This window comes from Streptomyces sp. NPDC088157 (assembly GCF_044741545.1).
Lineage (GTDB): Bacteria > Actinomycetota > Actinomycetes > Streptomycetales > Streptomycetaceae > Streptomyces.
This window is the reverse complement of sequence record NZ_JBIUSU010000002.1, coordinates 446,071-465,268: the sequence shown is the minus strand read 5'-3', so window position 1 is coordinate 465,268 and position 19,198 is coordinate 446,071. Positions and strand designations below refer to the sequence as shown.

18 protein-coding genes and 1 tRNA gene are annotated in these 19,198 nt (G+C 69.0%); 14 read left to right on the top strand and 5 right to left on the bottom strand.

Annotation, left to right across the window (positions count from 1 at the left end):
* Positions 1 to 9: 9 nt before the first annotated feature.
* From ACIPFH_RS08405 to ACIPFH_RS08395, 3 genes are all read left to right on the top strand, one after another.
* On the top strand, positions 10 to 1,434 hold the full coding sequence (locus tag ACIPFH_RS08405) for a phosphatase PAP2 family protein (RefSeq protein ID WP_401824345.1): 1,425 nt from the start codon (positions 10 to 12) through the stop codon (positions 1,432 to 1,434).
* Positions 1,435 to 1,664: 230 nt separating this feature from the next.
* Positions 1,665 to 2,207: a GNAT family N-acetyltransferase gene (locus ACIPFH_RS08400; protein ID WP_401824343.1), complete on the top strand. Its 543-nt coding sequence runs from the start codon at positions 1,665 to 1,667 to the stop codon at positions 2,205 to 2,207.
* Between the two features lie 1,028 nt (positions 2,208 to 3,235).
* Positions 3,236 to 3,460: a hypothetical protein gene (locus ACIPFH_RS08395; protein WP_356249979.1), complete on the top strand. Its 225-nt coding sequence runs from the start codon at positions 3,236 to 3,238 to the stop codon at positions 3,458 to 3,460.
* Positions 3,461 to 3,716: 256 nt separating this feature from the next.
* Here ACIPFH_RS08395 and ACIPFH_RS08390 read toward each other — a convergent pair whose 3' ends face one another.
* The gene (locus tag ACIPFH_RS08390) at positions 3,717 to 4,034 is read right to left on the bottom strand and encodes a hypothetical protein (RefSeq protein WP_401824342.1); all 318 of its coding nucleotides are present in this window, start codon (positions 4,032 to 4,034) and stop codon (positions 3,717 to 3,719) included.
* 388 nt (positions 4,035 to 4,422) lie between these two features.
* Between ACIPFH_RS08390 and ACIPFH_RS08385 the strand changes: the two genes are divergently transcribed.
* Positions 4,423 to 4,548: a hypothetical protein gene (locus ACIPFH_RS08385; protein WP_401824341.1), complete on the top strand. Its 126-nt coding sequence runs from the start codon at positions 4,423 to 4,425 to the stop codon at positions 4,546 to 4,548.
* 108 nt (positions 4,549 to 4,656) lie between these two features.
* On the opposite strand, the gene ACIPFH_RS08380 is transcribed toward ACIPFH_RS08385, so the two are convergent.
* Together ACIPFH_RS08380 and ACIPFH_RS08375 are read right to left on the bottom strand one after the other, a co-directional pair.
* Positions 4,657 to 5,034, bottom strand: a complete 378-nt coding sequence (locus tag ACIPFH_RS08380; protein ID WP_401824340.1) for a hypothetical protein — start codon at positions 5,032 to 5,034, stop codon at positions 4,657 to 4,659.
* Between the two features lie 135 nt (positions 5,035 to 5,169).
* Positions 5,170 to 5,340, bottom strand: coding sequence for a hypothetical protein (locus ACIPFH_RS08375; protein ID WP_401825166.1), 171 nt, complete (start codon positions 5,338 to 5,340; stop codon positions 5,170 to 5,172).
* On the opposite strand from ACIPFH_RS08375, the gene ACIPFH_RS08370 reads away from it, so the two are divergent.
* Positions 5,293 to 5,454: an excisionase gene (locus tag ACIPFH_RS08370; RefSeq protein ID WP_401825105.1), complete on the top strand. Its 162-nt coding sequence runs from the start codon at positions 5,293 to 5,295 to the stop codon at positions 5,452 to 5,454. The two genes, ACIPFH_RS08375 and ACIPFH_RS08370, sit on opposite strands and share 48 nt — an antisense overlap.
* A gap of 267 nt (positions 5,455 to 5,721) precedes the next feature.
* A complete protein-coding gene (locus ACIPFH_RS08365) occupies positions 5,722 to 6,294 on the top strand; it encodes a hypothetical protein (RefSeq protein WP_401824338.1) in 573 nt (190 codons plus the stop codon).
* Positions 6,295 to 6,359: 65 nt separating this feature from the next.
* On the opposite strand, the gene ACIPFH_RS08360 is transcribed toward ACIPFH_RS08365, so the two are convergent.
* Together ACIPFH_RS08360 and ACIPFH_RS08355 are read right to left on the bottom strand one after the other, a co-directional pair.
* Positions 6,360 to 6,986 carry a hypothetical protein gene (locus ACIPFH_RS08360; RefSeq protein WP_401824337.1) on the bottom strand — a complete coding sequence of 209 codons (627 nt, stop codon included), beginning with the start codon at positions 6,984 to 6,986 and terminating at the stop codon, positions 6,360 to 6,362.
* Positions 6,987 to 7,266: 280 nt separating this feature from the next.
* A tRNA-Arg gene (locus ACIPFH_RS08355) sits at positions 7,267 to 7,338 on the bottom strand.
* A 190-nt stretch (positions 7,339 to 7,528) separates the two neighbouring features.
* On the opposite strand from ACIPFH_RS08355, the gene ACIPFH_RS08350 reads away from it, so the two are divergent.
* The 8 genes from ACIPFH_RS08350 (at position 7,529) to ACIPFH_RS08315 (ending at position 19,156) form a co-directional block, all read left to right on the top strand.
* A complete protein-coding gene (locus tag ACIPFH_RS08350; RefSeq protein ID WP_401825104.1) occupies positions 7,529 to 8,011 on the top strand; it encodes a response regulator in 483 nt (160 codons plus the stop codon).
* A gap of 264 nt (positions 8,012 to 8,275) precedes the next feature.
* Positions 8,276 to 9,451, top strand: coding sequence for an ArgS-related anticodon-binding protein NrtL (nrtL, locus tag ACIPFH_RS08345; RefSeq protein WP_401824335.1), 1,176 nt, complete (start codon positions 8,276 to 8,278; stop codon positions 9,449 to 9,451).
* A 15-nt stretch (positions 9,452 to 9,466) separates the two neighbouring features.
* Entirely contained in the window at positions 9,467 to 10,858 is a 1,392-nt protein-coding gene (gene lysA / locus ACIPFH_RS08340) for a diaminopimelate decarboxylase (RefSeq protein ID WP_401824333.1), read from the top strand.
* Positions 10,859 to 11,099: 241 nt separating this feature from the next.
* A complete protein-coding gene (locus ACIPFH_RS08335) occupies positions 11,100 to 12,398 on the top strand; it encodes a homoserine dehydrogenase (RefSeq protein ID WP_356257780.1) in 1,299 nt (432 codons plus the stop codon).
* Positions 12,399 to 12,404: 6 nt separating this feature from the next.
* Entirely contained in the window at positions 12,405 to 13,463 is a 1,059-nt protein-coding gene (gene thrC, locus ACIPFH_RS08330; protein WP_401824332.1) for a threonine synthase, read from the top strand.
* A 364-nt stretch (positions 13,464 to 13,827) separates the two neighbouring features.
* Complete coding sequence (gene thrB, locus ACIPFH_RS08325; RefSeq protein WP_356257730.1) at positions 13,828 to 14,772, top strand: homoserine kinase; 945 nt, start codon at positions 13,828 to 13,830, stop codon at positions 14,770 to 14,772.
* Positions 14,773 to 15,177: 405 nt separating this feature from the next.
* Positions 15,178 to 17,208, top strand: coding sequence for a transcription termination factor Rho (gene rho, locus ACIPFH_RS08320; protein ID WP_356257727.1), 2,031 nt, complete (start codon positions 15,178 to 15,180; stop codon positions 17,206 to 17,208).
* A gap of 157 nt (positions 17,209 to 17,365) precedes the next feature.
* Positions 17,366 to 19,156 (top strand): trypsin-like serine protease, encoded by a 1,791-nt coding sequence (locus ACIPFH_RS08315; RefSeq protein WP_401824330.1) that lies wholly within the window; start codon positions 17,366 to 17,368, stop codon positions 19,154 to 19,156.
* Positions 19,157 to 19,198: the final 42 nt, after the last annotated feature.

Here is a 19,198-nt window from a genome sequence, read left to right as displayed (position 1 = left end):
CCGCGGGTGATGCTCCTGGTCACGGCGGGCGTGGTGGCCCTCGGATTCGTCATCGCCCTGGAGCTCGTCGCCCGCCATCTGGGCATTCCGGGACCGATCACCTCCCAGGTGCGCGAGGTGATATTCCCTCCTAAATCGGGTGGTCTGCTGTACGCCAGCATGGCGTTGATGCTGGTGGTGTTCACCTGGCGGCAGAGGCTTATCGCGATCGGCGCCGCGATCGGCATCGACCTCGTCTTCCTGGCGGTCCGGTGGGCGGCCGACATCAAGGTGACCGAAGGCCATCCCTTCGGCAACGGGGCGCTGTGGGTGACTCTCGGCTGTGCGGTCATCGCCGTCACGCGCCGCACCGGCCGGGAACGTGTTCTGCTGCTGAAGGGCGCCGGGCTGGGCCTGCTGCTGATGACCGGCCGCAAGACCGGAGACACCTGGCTGCTCATCACCTCGAAGACCCGCCCGATGGTGCTTGACCAGTACGTGGCGACCGCCGATCACGCGCTGGGCAACCCCTCGTGGCTGGTGGGCCGGATGGTCACGGCCACCGGCGCGATCGGCTTCAACACCCTCGACTTCGTCTACGGCCAGCTCCCGGTCGCCGCGGTCGTCGTCGCGCTGTACCAACTGCGAAACGTGGCGGTCGAGCGCCGCTTTCCGACCCACCACCTGGTGCGCACCTTCCTGGCGATCGGCCTCCTCGGGCCGGCGTTCTACATGATCTTCCCGGTGGTCGGCCCCATCTTCGCCTACGGCGACGGCACCGAGCACTGGGCGACGATCAGCCTCTGGTCGGAATCGCACGTCAGCGTGCAGTGGGCGGTGGCCGATCTCTGGCCCAAGACGCCGACGCCGATCGGCACCCCGCACCACATGCCGTTCGACGGTGTCACCCCACGCAACTGCATGCCCAGCCTGCACACGGCGTGGGCGACCGCGATCTTCATCCATTCGAGGAAGGGCCCGCGCCTTCTGCGATACGCCGGCACGTTCTGGCTGATCGCCACGCTCTGCGCGACCCTGGGCTTCGGCTACCACTACGGCGCGGACCTCATCGCCGGCGTGGTGTTCACGCTCACGATCGAGGGAGCGCTGCGCGCACACGACCGAGGCTGGGACCGGTCGGGGATCCAGCTGGTCGCCTACGGCGCGACGGTCTTCGCCGCACTCCTGGTGTCCTACCGCTATCTGCCGCTGGAGATGGCCAGGCACCCGTGGGCCTTCGGACCACTTCTCCTGCTGGCGATGACCTCAGTGATCTACGGCTACGTACGGACCACCACACTGTGGGACCCGAAGACCGCACCAGCGCGCCCACAGGAACCCCAACCGGAACCCCAACCGGAACCCCAGCGGGAATCACAGCCGGAACCCCAGCGGGAATCACGACAAGAACCGCAAGCCGAACCGCAACAGGAACCGCAACCCGAACCGATTTGACCGGGCTGCGGCTGCACCACCAGCCCGCCCGGCCCATGCACTCCTACCCCGCCCCACCCGGTGCGCGGAAAACGTCCCGCCCCGGGCGGCGCGGACCCCGTCGTCCAGCCGGCCTGTGCGGCGCATCTCCTGGGCCCGCGCGCCCCTCCGGGCCCTGCACGCCCGTGAGTTGCCGACGCGGTTGCCTTATTCGTTTGCCGTCGGTGAACCCGGTCGGATAGGAAACCTGCATGCTTAGAGGCGGCAAGGTCGGGCTCAGGGCCCGCCACGAGGACGACATCCCGATCCTGCGGGCCGAGCTCTACGACGACGTGGTCAACTCCTCGCGGGCCGAAGGCCGGCCGTGGCGGCCGATCACGCCCGGCTCGAAGGACTCGCGGCTCGTGGTGGACGACAAGGAGCAAGGTCACGTCCCCTTCTCCGTGGTGGAGCTGGACGGCGGCACGCTGATCGGAACCGCGGTCCTGTGGAACATCGACAACCACAACCGGTCCGCGCACATCGGCCTTGGACTGCTGCCGTCCGCTCGTGCCAAGGGCTACGGCACCGACGTGGTCGCGGTGATGTGCCACTACGGATTCATTGTGCGCGGCTTGCAGCGGCTGCAGATCGAGACGCTGTCGGACAACGCCGCGATGCTGCGCTCCGCCGAGCGCAACGGCTTCGTCCGTGAGGGCGTGCTGCGCTCCTCGGCCTGGGTGATGGGCGAGTTCCTCGACGAGGTCCTGCTCGGGCTCCTCGTCCAGGACTGGAAGCCGGACTCGAAGGGCTGAGCCGGCCTCCCGGCTCGGGGAAGCGACGGGTTCCGGGGCACGGACGCGACTGATCGACGCCGCTGTCCTCTGCCGCCGATCGACGCCGCTGTCCTCTGAGGCCGAGCCTTGACCAGTTGCCACTGAAGTTTGACCGCAGGTGAACTCCGGGACGTTCCCCCCTTCATACGCTGACGCCATGCGACGACATGGACGAGTGGTCAAGGTGACTCGTTGGCCGGCGGTCTGGGCTGCGGTCACCGTCGTCATGGGCTTCGTCACCAGGCTCGCGGACATCTACACGGGCTGGCCGCTCACCACGGTGACGTCAGTGGCGCTGGTGGCTCCCCGGTACTGGGCCCGGCGGCGGCAGGGCGGCAGGGGGGCAGGGTGCGCGGAGCCGCAACACGGGAGCCGGGCCGCGAGCTCGGAGCGCCGTAGCCCAACCCGACCCCAGGGCGGACGGACCCACCCGATCAAACCCAAGTGGCGCTCGGTCAAGATTCAGCACAGATGACAGCTACTCCCCGTCTCGACGGGGTACAGGCATCGGCATATTGTTTCAATCGAACATATGAACGATAAGCCTTCGGGTCCGCCTCGCCTTCAAGCGATCCAGGGGTACCTCGAAAAGCAGCTCGCTGAGAAGAGACCGTGTTGACGTACCTGTGCCTTCAGGGTGAGACCGTACGACGTGCCCTCGCCGTGCCCGAGAACCGCGAGCCCGTCCAGCCCGGCCCGCCGCCCCGCGGACCTGTGGCACCCCGGCCGGAGCCGGGGTCTGCGCCGACTCCCCGCGCGCGGGCGTCGACCGCGTTCACGGTCGAACGGCGGAGAAGTCCGGAGGGACCGCAGGGGGCCGCGATTCCTCTGGATGTCCGCTCGAGGACAAGCTGCACGACGCATCCCTCGAGTGCGCACGAGTCACGGTCGGCGTCGACGGATGCGCAGCTGGAGGCGCGCGCTTTCCGCCGTCCGGACACGGAGCCGGGGACCCGCGCATGACGGGCCGGAGTGCGGAGCCGTACATACCGGATGATCCTGAAGGCATGTCCGGACCGATCCGCGTGATCGTTCATCCGCCGTCGCCTTCGGGTGGCCGGCGGGTGCGCGTGAACGGCGAGATTCTCGGCCTGGCGCACAACGCGGTGGACCTGGCCGAGTTTCTCCGCCGGGCCGGGTTGGAGATCGACCCGTCGGACGTCGTCGAGGTGCCGTGGATCGATTGGCGCGGCGTGGGACCGGAGCACTGGGGGCCGGAGACGAACGGCTGACCCACACAGCTGCGAACGACGGATCTGTCCGGCAATAGAGACGCCGTCCATTGTCGCGGGTATGGACCCCACCGAGACCGCCGATCGCGAGGCAACGGCGTCGAGTTCCTGCTGACCCGCTACGCGAAGTACCTCGACGGACGGCAAGCCATCGCCAACCGGCGCGTCGAGGACTGCTCCGCGAGTACGAGTGACACCCGTGCCCGCACCCGAGGTCCTTGGCATCGTGTTCAGGGGCCCTTCGCAGCTGAACGCCTCAGCTCGTCGGATAGCCGATCTCCGCAACGTCCTGCGCGAGGTCGGCCAGAGCGACCGACGAGTTCAAGGCGCTGACCACCTCTTCGGTCAGGGGACGCGAAGAAAAGATGTGACGAACGGCCCCCAGGTCGACCGGCGCCTCGTAGTAGTCCTCGGCCCACCGCTGAAACGCCTCCGGCGAGCGGTCCACCAATAGCTGGAAGAGGTACCCGGCGCCGTCCGGGTCCTCGTTCGCCCTGTGGGGAAAGTCGATCGATCCGGTTGTCCAGCCATCGTCTTCCGTCTCTCGCCACGTACACGCGGTGACGACAGGCATGCCGTCCTCATCCGAGAACGCGGGCTCCTCGACGCACGGCCGGAAGACGTCGGGAACCGCCCCGGCCGCAGTGCTTCCGCTGATGACGGGGTCTTTGGGCGCCTCTTGCGGGTGCCCCCGGCAGCATTCGAACCTGCGCAGGGCTCCGGGGCTCCAGGTTGCCGGGCAGCGCGGCATGCGGCAGGTCACAGCCTTGCACGTGACAGATCAGGCGGGACGAGTCCACGGATGGTCCACGGCTGGTGAACCGACCGGACGGCGCCACTGTTCTGCGTGGTGCTGGAGGCTGGCAGGGTCGGCCGCAGGGCCCCAGGTCTCCGCCATGTCAGAGAGGTCACCTACGGAGACAGGTGCCTCCCGTGCGAGAACCGGCACCGCGTCCGGGCCGATGGCCACCCTGAGGCACCTGGTCATCGGCGCATGCCGACTCGCCGGCCGCACCGACATCACCGTGGGCCTCCGCCACCACGCCGCCAACCTCGCTTACTTGCTCACCACTCCGCGCATCACGTGATCAAGCCGTGCACAACGGCGCAACCGCGCAACCGCACGAACGACGCGGCCCGGCCTGTCGCCCGGCGGCGGGCGCGATCACGCGCGCCTGCCGGCCGTTCCAGCGGATTCAACACGTCGAGCTGCTGGAGATCTTTATTCCGGTGACGACGTAGGCGTTGGCGAACACGGTTTGGTTATTCGGCGGAAGGCAGATCGAGCCCCCGCTCTGGAGCCGCAGATACACCACGTCGTCATTCCGAGTGTTCAGGACCCCGTAGTGCGGCCGGGGCGTGACCGCCTGATAGCCACTGGTGACGTCCTGGTACTTCGAGATCGGCGTGCCCGCGAGCAGGGCGTTGTTGTCCACGTAGAAGCAGACCCAGGGATATGGGCAGCCCTGGGTGGGGGACTCCGCGTGGGCTGCGGACGCGCCGGTCACGGACATGGCCGCGACGGCCACGCCCACCCCCGCGAAGCTTGCAACCTTCCGGATGACGGACTTCACCCAACCTCCAAGGATTCGACAGCCTGCTCGAGTGCGTCCGCGAGTGTGACCGGACATGACAAGGTGGGAGCATAGCCGGGGCGGACATGTGCTGCTGTCGCGAACTCCCCTCGCTCCAAAGGCGCTTGAGGGCGTTCACGCCCGGGCTCGACCGACGCGGCTCTGCTGCTCGTCATGGACGCTGCTGCCGGGCACACGGAAGATCTTCTGGTCGATGTTCACGTCCACGAAGAGCGTCATCGTCCCCGGGCCGAAGGCCTGGGCGACGACGGTCTCGGTGGTGGCCGAAGCTGCCGCACCTTCCACCGCCGACGTGAGTCGGGATACGGGTTGGCCGCGTTCAAGCTGCTCAACGGGGAGCTCCGGGTGTGGCGGAGTGACTTCGCCGCGTGGCTGCGGCAGTTGCACGCAGCGGCGTGAAGTCACCCGACGTGAAGGCCTGGGATGTACGTAACCGCGGTGACGACTTCGCCCTCAGATACCTCGCGATGAAGTGGCCCCACGCCGCACCCAACACGCGGGATGGCATCAATGAATCGCTCACCAGCGGCACGGCGGACTCCTCGACGAGCGCGCCGGTCGGCCGCCCGACGAGGCGTTGCGCAAAGCGCTCCGCAACTGGGCCTTCGTGTTGCTGGGGCCCAACGATCGGGAAGTCCCAACGACGTGCGGAACGTTCATCGCTGGGTGTCCAAGGCATCGCGCCCGCTCGCCGATCTCGCCGATCTCGCCGAACAGGCCACGGCTCGTGCAGTGCTCGACTCACTCAAGGTCAAGCTCGACGGCACAGCAGCAACCGCTGAAACCGTCCGGCGTAAGCGCAGGAACCTCGTCAACGCTGCGAATTACGCGGTCGACCTGGGGGAGTTGCGCGAAAACCCCATCACGGCGGCCCGCTGGCAGAAGCCGAAAGCGTCCAACCAGGTCGATCGGCGGGCTGTCGCCAACCTGCAGCAGGCCCGCAATCTTCTTCAGCGAAAGGGCTCGGTCGTCCCGTCCTCGACCTGCTACGGCGTGTGGCGGGAGGCCGGCTCCCCGCGCTCCCGCCGGCCGTCGCTTCCTCGCCGCTCGAGTCGGCCGTACGACCTGCGGCACTTGGCGCTGTCGACATGGCTCAGCGCTGGCGTCGACCCCACCGAGGTTGCCGAGCGCGCGGGTAACAGCGTCGAGGTCCTGTTGACCCACTACGCGACGTGCCTCGACGGACGGCAGGACGTCGCCAACCGACGCATCGAGGACCTGCTTCGCGAGTACGAGTGACAGCACCTGACGGTGACCGAGGCCCCTGGCGTGATGCCCAGGGGCCTCGTTGTCTGCCCTGCCCGTCAAGCCGGCCCAGTGGCCTGGGTCTGTTCGGAAGCGAGCAGGCGCTCAAGGATCCTCCGCTCGCTGTCGAGCGCAGCGAGCATCTGGGTGCGTGTGCGTTCAAAGTCGGGGTCGACCTCGACGCCGAGATCGTGGCGCAAGGCGACCCGCAACAGAAACACCCCGTCGGACAGCGGGCCGCTGAACCAAGCTTTGGCTCGGTCGTATGACCCGTCTGGGGCAGGACTGCTCGGCAATTGTTTTACGACCGAGTACCCGACTCCGAGCGCCCTGTTGAGAGTCGAGGCAACCTGATGGACATGCTTCGGCAGTGCCATCTGCGCCAAAGAGTATTGCTCTGACCATGCTTCCTTGGCGGTGTCCAGGACTGAGGGTTCGATGCTTTCACCGCGCTCGGCCGCTCGGACTGCGTCTCGGGCAGCGACCCGGTACGCGCGAGCCGTGGTGTTCAGACGGGCATAAAGATCCCGTCTGGCTTCCTGCGCTCGGTCGTGGCGGTCCTCTGCCCGTTCTCGATCGGCACGCTCATTTTGTTCCCGGGTGACGCGCTGGCTGAGCACTGCCCCACCCAGAGTGCCGCCCAGCGTTCCTCCGACGCCGATGAGCGCGACGGCCAGCGTGGTCACATCCACGAGATCCCCCAACTCGTCCATTGCCCGCGGGCAGCGGCTGAAGATGGTACGACAGCGGCCCCCAGCAACCTCAGGCTCTCCACCTGCGGCATGCTCCAAGGTCGGGACGACGATAACGAGGAGCAGACCTGCTTGGCTCCCACGAGTCCCATCACCTGCTCCTCTACGGACCCCGGCATACGGCCGCTCCGAGCGGCACACGGCTGCACATACGCCAAGACCCCGTCCTCAGGGAAAGCGCTGATGGCGGGGTCTTTGGGCACCTGATTCAAGGTGCCCCCGGCAGGATTCGAACCTGCGCACACGGCTCCGGAGGCCGTTGCTCTATCCCCTGAGCTACGGGGGCGTGTCGGTCGGGAGGTGTTGCTCGCGGCGACGGGTAGAACACTACCAGCTCGCTCGGGGTGTTCATGAACGGGTTTCTTCGGGGTCAGGGGAGGAGCGTGGGGCGCCCGCACGGGGTGGAAGTGGGGAAAACCCGGACGCGGTGGCCGGTCCGGACCTACTCTCGAGTTGTGCCAGGCGCGTCGGGTCGGGTGCTTGTTGTGGACGACAACAAGGTCATCCGGCAGCTGATCAGGGTCAATCTCGAGCTGGAGGGCATCGAGGTCGTGACCGCGTCCGATGGTGTCGAGTGTCTGGATGTCGTTCATGAGGTGAAGCCCGATCTCGTGACCCTCGATGTCGTCATGCCCCGCCTGGACGGGCTGCGGACCGCCGCTCGACTGCGTGCCGATCCGCGAACGCGTGATCTCCCTCTTGCCGTCATCAGTGCCTGTACGCAGTACGAGGTCGAGGCCGGTCTCGAAGTCGGCGTCGACGCATTCCTTGCCAAGCCCTTCGATCCCGCCGAACTCGTCTCCGTAGTACGGGAGTTGCTGGAGCGTGGGGAAGTGGCAGGCCGTGGAGGCGGGGGCGGACTGGAGCTCGGGATGGGGCTCGGGACTGCCCTCGGAGCCGGGGAAGGTGTGGGGGCGGGGAAAGGCGGCGGACCGAGCGCCGGCCCTGGGGCCGAGTAGACCGACCAGCGAGTCGCCGACCAGCGAGCCTGAAGAGTGCCTGAGGGTGCGTGACGGAAAGCAGTCCACCCGCGGTACGGGTCCCCGGGGAGTGGTCTCCACCCATCCAAAGCACCCCTCAGCGCCCCCACCCCCCACCGTCCCGCTCCCAAAGCGCCCCCACCACCCCCGTAGCCAGGCCCCACGCCTCCTGCGGCGTCCACATCGCGGACCTCTGGCAAACCGGCTCGCCTACCCACCCCCCTCCTCCCCTACGCTTGTCCCGTGACCCCCGTCGAGCTCTCCCGTACCGTGCTGCGCGCGGTGCGTCGTGCTGTCGATGACGGGGTGCTGTGCGTGGACGTGCCGAAGAGGATCGTCGTCACCGCTCCGAGGGCCGGGGGCCGCGGGGACTACGCGACCAACGTCGCCCTCCAGCTCGCGCGGCCGGCCGGGCAGCCGTCGAAGCGGGTCGCCGAGGTTCTCCTGCCTTATCTCCTCCGCGCCGACGGCGTCAGTGATGTCGTCGTCACCGGCCCCGGGTTCCTCAATATCAGCCTGAACCGGGCCGAGGCGTCGGCCGCGCTCGTGCGGGAGATCCTGCGGAGCGGGCCGAGGTACGGGTACGCCGATCGGCCCAGCGGGCAGCTCGTGCAGCTGCATGCCCCGCACGAGGTTCGTGCCGTCGTCGTCATGGATGCCGTGGCGCGGGTACTGCGCTCTCAGGGAGCCCTCGTCCGTACCAGTTGCGCCGCCCGCCCCGAGCCGGAGTGGACCGAGGTGCTCGGCGCCGAGGTCGACGCGTACGGTACGCCCGAGTCGCCCGCCCCCCTCGATGTCAACGTGCGCCCCACCCCCGCGGGTCCGGCCGATCCGGCCACTCTCGGTCGTGACGCCGGTCGTTGGGCTCTGCTCCATCCCGCCGCTCATGACCGGCCCCGCATCACCGGCGAGCATCTCTCCCAGCGTGAGGGCAATCCGCTCTTCAGGGTCCGTTACGCCCATGCCCGCGCCTGCGCGCTCAGCCGTAACGCCGCCGATCTGGGATTCGACGCCCGCCCAGGCGGAGACCTACGGGACCCCGAGGACCTGGACCCACAAGGCCCGCAAGGCCCACAGGGGCCACGAGGCGCGCAGGACCCACCGCATGTACCGCATGTGCACTCACCGCACTCACCGCACTCACAAGGCCTACCGGACCTACGTGCGCTCGAGATCGCTCTCGCCGATCACCCCCGCATCCTGGCCGCGGCCGCGACGCAGCACGCTCCCGATCGGATCGCCCGGCACCTTCTCGTCGTCGCCGATGCCGTCACCCCTCTTTTTCCCACTGTCCTTCCCCGTGGTGAGGAGAAACCCTTGGCCGCCCACCGTGCCCGGCTCGCGCTTGCCGAAGCCGCCGGGGTGGTGCTGGCCGGCGGCCTGTCCCTGCTCGGCATCGACGCACCCGACCATCTCTGAAAGAGCACGCCCAAGATGAGCCGTTCCGCCCACCCCGCCGGGCCCCGTCACGCCGACGTCCTTCCGGAGGGGCACTACTCGGCCCCGCCCGCCGACCTCAACGCCCTCCACCCGAAGGTCTGGGCGCACACCGTCACCCGTGACGCCGAAGGTGTGCTGACCGTGGGAGGTGTCGACGTCACCACCCTCGCCGAGCAGCACGGCACCCCTGCCTACATCCTCGACGAGGCCGACTTCCGGGAGCGGGCCCGCGCCTGGCGCACCGCCTTCGGGGCCGACGCCGACGTGTTCTACGCGGGCAAGGCCTTCCTGTCCCGGGCCGTCGTGCGGTGGCTGCACGAGGAGGGGCTCAACCTCGACGTCTGCTCGGGCGGCGAGCTCGCCACCGCCCTCTCCGCCGGCATGCCCGCCGATCGCATCGCGTTCCACGGCAACAACAAGTCCGTCGACGAGATCCACCGCGCCATCGACGCCGGGGTCGGACGTATCGTTCTCGACTCCTTCCAGGAGATCGTGCGCGTCGCCCATGTCGCGCAGTCCCTCGGCAAGCGGCAGCGCGTGCAGATCCGTATCACCGTCGGCGTCGAGGCCCATACGCACGAGTTCATCGCCACCGCGCACGAGGACCAGAAGTTCGGGATCCCGCTCGCCGGCGGACAGGCGGCGGAAGCCGTCCGGCGGGCCCTTCAGCTCGACGGGCTCGAACTCATCGGACTGCACTCCCACATCGGATCCCAGATCTTCGACATGTCGGGCTTCGAGGTCGCCGCCCACCGGGTGGTCGGGCTGCTCAAGGACATTCGTGACGAGCACGGCGTCGAACTGCCCGAGATCGACCTCGGTGGTGGCCTCGGGATCGCATACACCAGCGACGACGATCCCCGCGAGCCGCACGAGATCGCCAAGGCGCTCACCGAGATCGTCACCCGCGAGTGTGAGGGCGCCCGTCTGCGCACTCCCCGTATCTCCGTCGAGCCGGGGCGCGCCATCGTCGGGCCGACCGCCTTCACCCTCTACGAGGTCGGCACGATCAAGCCCCTCGACGGGCTGCGCACGTACGTCTCCGTCGACGGCGGTATGTCGGACAACATCCGTACGGCGCTGTACGACGCGGAGTACAGCGTCGCGCTGGTCTCCCGGACCTCCGAGGCCGCGCCGATGCTCGCCCGGGTCGTCGGCAAGCACTGCGAGAGCGGCGACATCGTCGTGAAGGACGCGTTCCTGCCCTCCGACCTGGCACCGGGTGACCTGATCGCCGTACCCGCCACGGGGGCGTACTGCCGGTCCATGGCCAGCAACTACAACCATGTGCTGCGACCGCCCGTGGTCGCCGTGCGCGAGGGGGAGTCGCGGGTCATCGTGCGGCGGGAGACCGAGGAGGATCTGCTCCGCCTCGACGTCGGCTGAAGAATGGAAGGAAGGCCGACAGGAAGGCCGACGGACGTGCTTACCGAAGGCCGGTATGGCCGCCGAATACGAGAGCTGACGGGAGCCGATGGAAAAGGGCGCAAGATCTCCTGTCTGTCGCCTCCGTGGAAATGAAATAGATGTCTCACGATCCGGACCAGGGATAGAAACTCCGGTCCGGTGAGTGAGACTGGGGCAACCGGAAACAACCGTAGACGGTATGAGGAAACGAGGTCGGATGATGCGTACGCGTCCGCTGAAGGTGGCGCTGCTGGGCTGTGGAGTGGTCGGCTCAGAGGTGGCGCGCATCATGACGACGCACGCCGACGACCTGGCCGCGAGGATCGGCGCCCCCGTGGAACTCGCCGGCGTGGCCGTGCGGCGGCCCTCCCGGGTCCGGGAAGGCATCGACCCCGCCCTCGTCACCACCGACGCCACCGCCCTGGTCAAACGCGGTGACATCGACGTCGTCGTCGAGGTCATCGGGGGCATCGAGCCCGCTCGTACGCTCATCACCACCGCCTTCGAGCACGGCGCCTCCGTCGTCTCCGCGAACAAGGCGCTCCTCGCCCAGGACGGCGCCGCGCTGCACGCCGCCGCCGACGGACACGGCAGGGACCTCTACTACGAGGCCGCCGTCGCCGGCGCCATTCCGCTGATCCGGCCGCTGCGTGAGTCCCTCGCCGGGGACAAGGTCAACCGGGTGCTCGGGATCGTCAACGGCACCACCAACTTCATCCTCGACAAGATGGACTCCTCCGGCGCCGGGTATCAGGAGGCCCTCGACGAGGCCACCGCCCTGGGCTATGCCGAGGCCGACCCCACCGCCGATGTCGAGGCCTTCGACGCAGCAGCCAAAGCGGCCATCCTCGCCGGGATCGCCTTCCACACGCGCGTGCGCCTCGACGACGTCTACCGCGAGGGCATGACCGAGGTGACCGCGGCCGACTTCGCCTCCGCCAGGGAGATGGGCTGCACCATCAAACTGCTCGCCATCTGCGAGCGGGCGGCCGACGGGGGTTCCGTCACCGCGCGGGTGCATCCCGCGATGATTCCGCTGACCCACCCGCTCGCCTCGGTACGCGGTGCCTACAACGCCGTGTTCGTGGAGTCGGACGCGGCCGGGCAGCTCATGTTCTACGGCCCCGGCGCCGGCGGTGCTCCCACCGCCTCCGCCGTGCTCGGCGACCTCGTCGCCGTCTGCCGCAACCGGCTCAGCGGGGCAACGGGGCCCGGCGAGTCGGCGTATGCCGCCCTGCCGGTGTCGCCCATGGGTGACGTCGTCACGCGCTACCACATCAGCCTGGACGTCGCGGACAAACCGGGTGTTCTCGCCCAGGTGGCGACCGTGTTCGCCGAGCACGGAGTGTCCATCGATACGGTGCGCCAGCAAGGACGACAGGACAGCGACGGCGAGGCCTCACTCGTCGTCGTCACCCACCGAGCGTCCGACGCCTCCCTCACCGGGACCGTCGAGGCGCTGCGCAAGCTCGACACCGTGCGGGGTGTCGCCAGCATCATGCGGGTTGAAGGAGAGTAACCAGCAATGACCCACCAGTGGCGCGGAATCATCGAGGAGTACCGGGACCGGCTTCCGGTATCCGACAGCACGCCGGTCGTGACGCTCCGTGAAGGCGGCACGCCCCTCGTGCCCGCGCAGGTGCTCTCCGAGCGCACGGGCTGCGAGGTCCACCTCAAGGTGGAGGGCGCGAACCCCACCGGGTCCTTCAAGGACCGCGGCATGACCATGGCCATCACGCGGGCCAAGGAGGAGGGCGCGCAGGCGGTCATCTGTGCCTCCACCGGCAACACCTCCGCGTCCGCCGCCGCGTACGCGGTGCGTGCCGGAATGGTCTGTGCCGTGCTCGTCCCGCAGGGCAAGATCGCGATCGGCAAGATGGGCCAGGCCCTCGTGCACGGCGCGAAGATCCTCCAGGTCGAAGGCAACTTCGACGACTGCCTCACGCTCGCCCGCGCACTGAGCGACAACTACCCGGTGGCGCTGGTCAATTCGGTCAACCCGGTGCGCATCGAGGGGCAGAAGACGGCCGCGTTCGAGATCGTGGACATGCTCGGTGACGCCCCCGACATCCACGTCCTGCCGGTCGGCAACGCGGGCAACATCACCGCGTACTGGAAGGGGTACCAGGAGTACGCCGCCGACAAGATCGCCCTGCGGACGCCCCGCATGTGGGGGTTCCAGGCGTCCGGCAGCGCTCCGATCGTGCGCGGCGAGGTCGTCAAGGACCCGTCGACGATCGCCACCGCGATCCGCATCGGCAACCCCGCCTCCTGGAAGTTCGCGCTCGCCGCGCAGGAGGAGTCCGGCGGCTTCATCGACGAGGTGACGGACCGTGAGATCCTGCGCGCCTACCGGCTGTTGGCCGCGCAGGAGGGCGTCTTCGTGGAGCCCGCGTCCGCCGCGTCGGTGGCCGGTCTGCTGAAGGCCGCCGAGCAGGGCAAGGTCGACCCGGGGCAGAAGATCGTGTGCACCGTCACCGGCAACGGTCTGAAGGACCCGGACTGGGCCGTCGCCGGCGCTCCGCAGCCGGTCACCGTCCCGGTCGACGCGGACACGGCGGCGGAGCGCCTCGGGCTCGCGTAGAAGCGGCCCGGAGGCCGCTTGCAGGCTGCCTCGTGCTCGCGGCGAGGTCGCCTGAGGGCCGCCTTCGGGTGGCTCGAAGGCGGCTCGCCCGTGACCTGGAGGCGGCTCGCGGGCGGTCCGCCGGGGGCTTTCCCTCACGGGGGTGCACAGGGGGCTTACGACACGCATCGTGCGCCGCCTGTGCGCCCTATGTCGCCACAGAACCTTCCTTCGATAGGCTGTACCGAATCCGCCCGCCGCATATGCCGCAGTGGCGCGTTGTCGCCGCGTCGTCTCCGCGGGCCCAAGGGTTCTCCCGCACATGTAGCCCGTACATATCGAATGTCATTCGACAGTCCCGCAGCTCAAGGAGAGTCATCGCGAGATGGCCGGTCCCGCCTTCCGCGCCGCCCCCGTCCGGGTGCGCGTTCCCGCCTCCAGCGCCAATCTCGGCCCGGGCTTCGACGCCTTCGGCCTCGCGCTGGGGCTCTATGACGACGTCGTCGTCCGGGTGGCCGACTCCGGGCTGCACATCGACATCGCGGGGGAGGGCAGCGAGACGCTGCCGCGCGACGAGAAGCACCTCCTCGTCCGCTCCCTGCGCACCGCCTTCGACGTCCTGGGCGGTCAGCCGCGCGGCCTGGAGATCGTCTGCGCCAACCGCATCCCGCACGGCCGCGGCCTCGGCTCCTCCTCCGCCGCGATCTGCGCCGGAATCGTCGCCGCGCGCGCGGTGACCATAGGCGGCGAGAACAAGCTCGACGACGCGGCCCTGCTCGAGCTCGCGACCGAGATCGAGGGCCACCCGGACAACGTGGCGGCCTGTCTGCTGGGCGGGTTCACCCTGTCCTGGATGGAAGCGGGCGCCGCGCGGGCGATCAGGATGGAGCCCGCCGATTCCATCGTTCCGGTGGTTTTCGTGCCCGGGAAACCGGTTCTCACCGAGACCGCGCGCGGTCTGCTCCCGCGCTCCGTCCCGCACGTCGACGCCGCCGCCAACGCGGGCCGCGCCGCACTGCTCGTCGAGGCCCTCACCCGGCGCCCCGAACTGCTGCTGCCCGCCACCGAGGACCGTCTGCACCAGGAGTACCGCGCGCCGGCCATGCCGGAGAGCGCGGCGCTGGTGGAGCGGCTGCGGGCCGACGGGATTCCCGCGGTCATCTCCGGCGCCGGACCCACCGTGATGGCGCTGGCCGACCCGGGCACGGCCGACAAGATCGAGGCCTCGGCCGGCGCGGACTGGGCGGCGAACCGGCTGGCCCTGGACCTGAAGGGCGCGTGTGTACTGCCGCTCGCGCCCGCTGGTGACACCCACTCCGGCGACATTTAAGCGCACGGTTGCCGGATTTCGAGAGGGGGAATGTTTGTTGGATCCGGTAGTGTTAACCTCAAGTCTGCACCCGACCCCACCATGGCGAGGTGCTTCGTGTCCCCCTTCGGGACAGACATTCTTCCGGGAGCTCCCCAAGCCGCACTGCGTTCCGTACGTCGTACCTGGGCAGTACGCAGTACAGCGACGCTGAGCGGTCCACTGGGCACGCTCCGGAATCGGTGCGACCACGCCACGTGACACTGAGTGTCACGGCTCGTCGCGGTAGCGCCATCACCAGCAAATACTCTTCCGCCGCTTTGGCGGACCACCGCCCCGGCTTCGCCACAGCAAGGACCGAAGTCGGACAGCACAAACGGTCGCCGTGCCAGACAGGCCGACGTCCGCTCCAGGGAAGGACCCTTCGTGAGCGACACCACCGATCTGATGGGCGCACGTGTCGAGGAGACCGCTGCCGCGCCCGCCACGGACGCCTCCGCGCCTGCCACCGGTGCCGGCTCCCGGCGACGCCGCGGTACCGGCCTCGAGGGCATGGTGCTGGCCGAGCTTCAGCAGGTCGCATCCGGCCTCGGCATCAGGGGCACCGCGCGTATGCGCAAGAGCCAGCTGATCGAGGTCATCAAGGAGGCGCAGGCGGGAGGCGGAGCCGCTCCCAAGGCCGCGGCCTCCGCCGGCGACGCCGCCGAGACCAAGCCCAAGCGCCGCGCCACCTCGAAGGCCCGCACCGGCGACGAGGCCGTCGAGAAGAAGACGGCCGCCGCCAAGGCCGAGGCGCCCGCCGAGCAGGCCGTGGCCCAGCAGCAGATCGAGATTCCCGGCCAGCCGGCCGGGGGCAACGACGCGCCCACCGAGCGCCGTCGCCGCCGCGCCACCGCCGAGGCGGGCAGCCCGGAGACGGTCGTCGCCGAGGCGAAGACCGCTCCGAAGGCCGAGACGCCCGCCCCGGCGCAGACCGAGGCCCAGGCGCAGCCGCAGGGTGACGCCGACGGCGCCGAGGGCCGCCGCCGCGACCGCCGTGAGCGTGGCCGCGACCGTGGTGAGCGGGGCGACCGCGGTGACCGCGGTGACCGTCGCAAGAGCGACGACCAGCAGGGCGGCCAGCAGCAGCGGGGCGGCCAGCAGCAGGGTCAGCAGCAGAGCGGCGGCCGCCAGGACCGCCAGCAGCGCGACAACGGTCCCCAGGACGACGACGAGTTCGGCGACGGCCGGCGTGGCCGGCGTGGCCGCTACCGCGACCGCCGTGGCCGTCGTGGGCGTGACGAGATCGGCGCAGCCGAGCCGCAGGTCGCCGACGACGACGTCCTGATCCCCGTCGCGGGCATCCTGGACATCCTCGACAACTACGCGTTCATCCGTACGTCGGGCTACCTGCCGGGTCCCAACGACGTGTACGTCTCGCTCGCCCAGGTCCGCAAGAACGGCCTGCGCAAGGGTGACCACGTCACCGGTGCGGTCCGCCAGCCCAAGGACGGCGAGCGCCGCGAGAAGTTCAACGCGCTGGTCCGTCTGGACTCCACCAACGGCATGGCGCCCGATTCCGGGCGCGGGCGACCGGAGTTCAACAAGCTGACCCCGCTCTACCCGCAGGACCGCCTCCGCCTGGAGACGGACCCGGGCGTGCTGACCACCCGCATCATCGACCTCGTGTCGCCGATCGGTAAGGGCCAGCGCGGTCTGATCGTGGCCCCGCCGAAGACCGGCAAGACCATGATCATGCAGGCGATCGCCAACGCGATCACGCACAACAACCCCGAGTGCCACCTGATGGTCGTCCTGGTGGACGAGCGTCCGGAAGAGGTCACCGACATGCAGCGGTCGGTCAAGGGCGAGGTCATCTCCTCGACCTTCGACCGCCCGGCCGAGGACCACACCACGGTCGCCGAGCTCGCCATCGAGCGCGCCAAGCGCCTGGTGGAGCTGGGTCACGACGTCGTCGTCCTGCTCGACTCGATCACGCGTCTGGGCCGTGCGTACAACCTCGCCGCCCCGGCCTCCGGCCGCATCCTGTCCGGTGGTGTCGACTCGACCGCCCTGTACCCGCCGAAGCGCTTCTTCGGTGCGGCCCGCAACATCGAGGACGGCGGCTCGCTGACCATCCTCGCCACCGCGCTGGTGGACACCGGGTCCCGCATGGACGAGGTGATCTTCGAGGAGTTCAAGGGCACCGGCAACATGGAGCTCAAGCTCGACCGGAAGCTCGCCGACAAGCGCATCTTCCCCGCGGTGGACGTCGACGCGTCCGGCACCCGTAAGGAAGAGATCCTGCTCGGCAACGAGGAGCTGGCCGTCACCTGGAAGCTCCGCCGGGTGCTGCACGCGCTCGACCAGCAGCAGGCGATCGAACTGCTCCTCGACAAGATGAAGCAGACGAAGTCGAACGGCGAGTTCCTGATGCAGATTCAGAAGACGACGCCGTCGACGGGCAACAACGACTGACGTCGTTCCGCCGGACACCGAGTGAGGGCCACCCCCGTGAAGGGGGTGGCCCTCACTCGTTCTTCACAGGCGGGATACGATCTCGCCTTCGTACTTCTTCAGCTTCGTACTTCTGATCGAACTGAACCGAACTTCTTGATCCCGAGGGGGGACTTGAGTGGGTACACCCACGTCCGGGGGCGGTCGGCACAGACGCCGGATACGGATAGCGCTGCCCGTCGCCGCGGCCGGACTGGCCGTCGCCGTCGCCGGTGCGCTGCTGAGCTCGTCCGCGGAGGCGGCCGAGACGCCGCCGACGCCCAAGGCCACCGCGCCGTCGGCGAAGGAGCTGCAGAAGCGGCTCGACATCGCGCTGGCCGGTGACGACGTCGCGGGGCAGACGTCGAAGGAGTCCCTGACCGCGGGCTCCAAGGCCACCACGGTCGACCCGAAGATCATCGGCGGTACGACCACCACCATCACCAAAGCGCCGTGGATGGCCCAGCTCTGGTACGGCGACGACCGTGGCACTCCCGACAACGAGAGCGACGACATCGGCTTCTTCTGCGGCGGCGCGGTCGTGTCGCCGACGAAGATCCTCACCGCCGCGCACTGCGTCAAGGGCTACGACTGGAAGGCCCACGGCACCATCGTCACGGGCACCTCGCAGCTGCCGTCCGAGGGCGACCTGCACGGCGGCACCGCCAGCGGTGTCTGGCTCCAGTGGAACCACTGGTCGTACAACGCCTCGACGATCGACAACGACATCGCCGTGCTGACCCTGCCGAACCCGGTCAAGGCCACGCCGATCCCGCTGATCACGTCGGCGAACACCGGGTCGTACGTGGCGGGCACCAACGCCACGGTCTACGGCTGGGGCCGCACCACGTCCACCAACGAGGACATCTCCGAGACGCTGAAGACGGCCACGCTGCCGATTCAGTCGGACACCACCTGCGCGAACACCTACGGCGCCGACTTCGTCAAGGGTCACATGGTGTGCGCGGGCACCCCCGCCACCGGCAGCGACGAGGGCACCACCACGTCCTGCAACGGTGACTCGGGCGGTCCGCTGGTCGTCGGCGGACGGATCGTGGGCGTCGTCTCCTGGGGCGTGAAGGACTGCGTCGAGAGCGGCGCGTACAGCGTCTTCAGCAAGGTCACCACGTACGTCGGCACGGTCTATCCGCGCATCGACGACACCAACCTCAGCGGCGACCACAACGCCGACCTGTGGGTGCGCAACGCCTCCACGCAGACCGGCTACGAGCTGGACTCCAAGGGCACCACGCTCGCCGCCCGGCAGTCCTGGGGCACCTGGAGCGGCTACAACGTCATCCTGCAGGCCGACCTCGACCGTGACGGCTACCAGGACCTGATCGTGCGCCGTACGTCCGACGGCGACGTCTTCTGGAAGCACTTCGTGCCCGCCAGCGGAACCTGGGCCGACAAGCTCATCGGCGACAACTGGAAGACCCGCCTGGCGATCGTCGCCCCTGGTGACGTCACCGGCGACTACCTGCCCGACCTGGTCTCCGTGGACTCCGCCGGCGTCCTGTGGATCTACCCGGGCAAGGGCAACGGCAGCTTCGCCACCGTCGTGAAGGCCGGCACGGGCTGGAACAGCTTCAACTTCGTGCGCGGCCACGGCGACTACAACAACGACGGCAGGGCCGACCTGCTCGCCCGCAACAAGACGAGCGGCGCCGTCTACCTGTACAAGGGCCGGGGCGTGGCCGGTACGGGTGCCTTCGCGCCCGGCGTCAAGGTCGCGACCTGGAGCAACACCACGTACAACGCCTTCGCCGCGGTCGGCGACGTGAACGGCGACGGCATGGCGGACCTGCTGGCCCGTACGCCCGCCGGCAAACTGGTCCTGTACCGGGGCAACGGAGGGGCCACGAATGTGATCTTTTCCGCAGCTCTCTCCCTCGGGACCACGTTCAAGCAGTACGACCTCTTCGGCTGAGTCCGGCCGAAGCCGCAGGTGAGTGGGGGTAGACCTCACCCG

Bases quoted from the DNA above. Each gene is read 5' to 3' on its own strand.
- ACIPFH_RS08385 (WP_401824341.1), top strand. From the start codon at position 4,423: ATGGCCACCCTGAGGCACCTGGTCATCGGCGCATGCCGACTCGCCGGC.
- lysA (WP_401824333.1), top strand. From the start codon at position 9,467: ATGAGCCGTTCCGCCCACCCCGCCGGGCCCCGTCACGCCGACGTCCTT.
- ACIPFH_RS08405 (WP_401824345.1), top strand. From the start codon at position 10: ATGCTCCTGGTCACGGCGGGCGTGGTGGCCCTCGGATTCGTCATCGCC.
- ACIPFH_RS08400 (WP_401824343.1), top strand. From the start codon at position 1,665: ATGCTTAGAGGCGGCAAGGTCGGGCTCAGGGCCCGCCACGAGGACGAC.
- thrB (WP_356257730.1), top strand. From the start codon at position 13,828: ATGGCCGGTCCCGCCTTCCGCGCCGCCCCCGTCCGGGTGCGCGTTCCC.
- thrC (WP_401824332.1), top strand. From the start codon at position 12,405: ATGACCCACCAGTGGCGCGGAATCATCGAGGAGTACCGGGACCGGCTT.
- ACIPFH_RS08335 (WP_356257780.1), top strand. From the start codon at position 11,100: ATGCGTACGCGTCCGCTGAAGGTGGCGCTGCTGGGCTGTGGAGTGGTC.
- ACIPFH_RS08395 (WP_356249979.1), top strand. From the start codon at position 3,236: ATGTCCGGACCGATCCGCGTGATCGTTCATCCGCCGTCGCCTTCGGGT.
- ACIPFH_RS08390 (WP_401824342.1), bottom strand. From the start codon at position 4,034: ATGCCTGTCGTCACCGCGTGTACGTGGCGAGAGACGGAAGACGATGGC.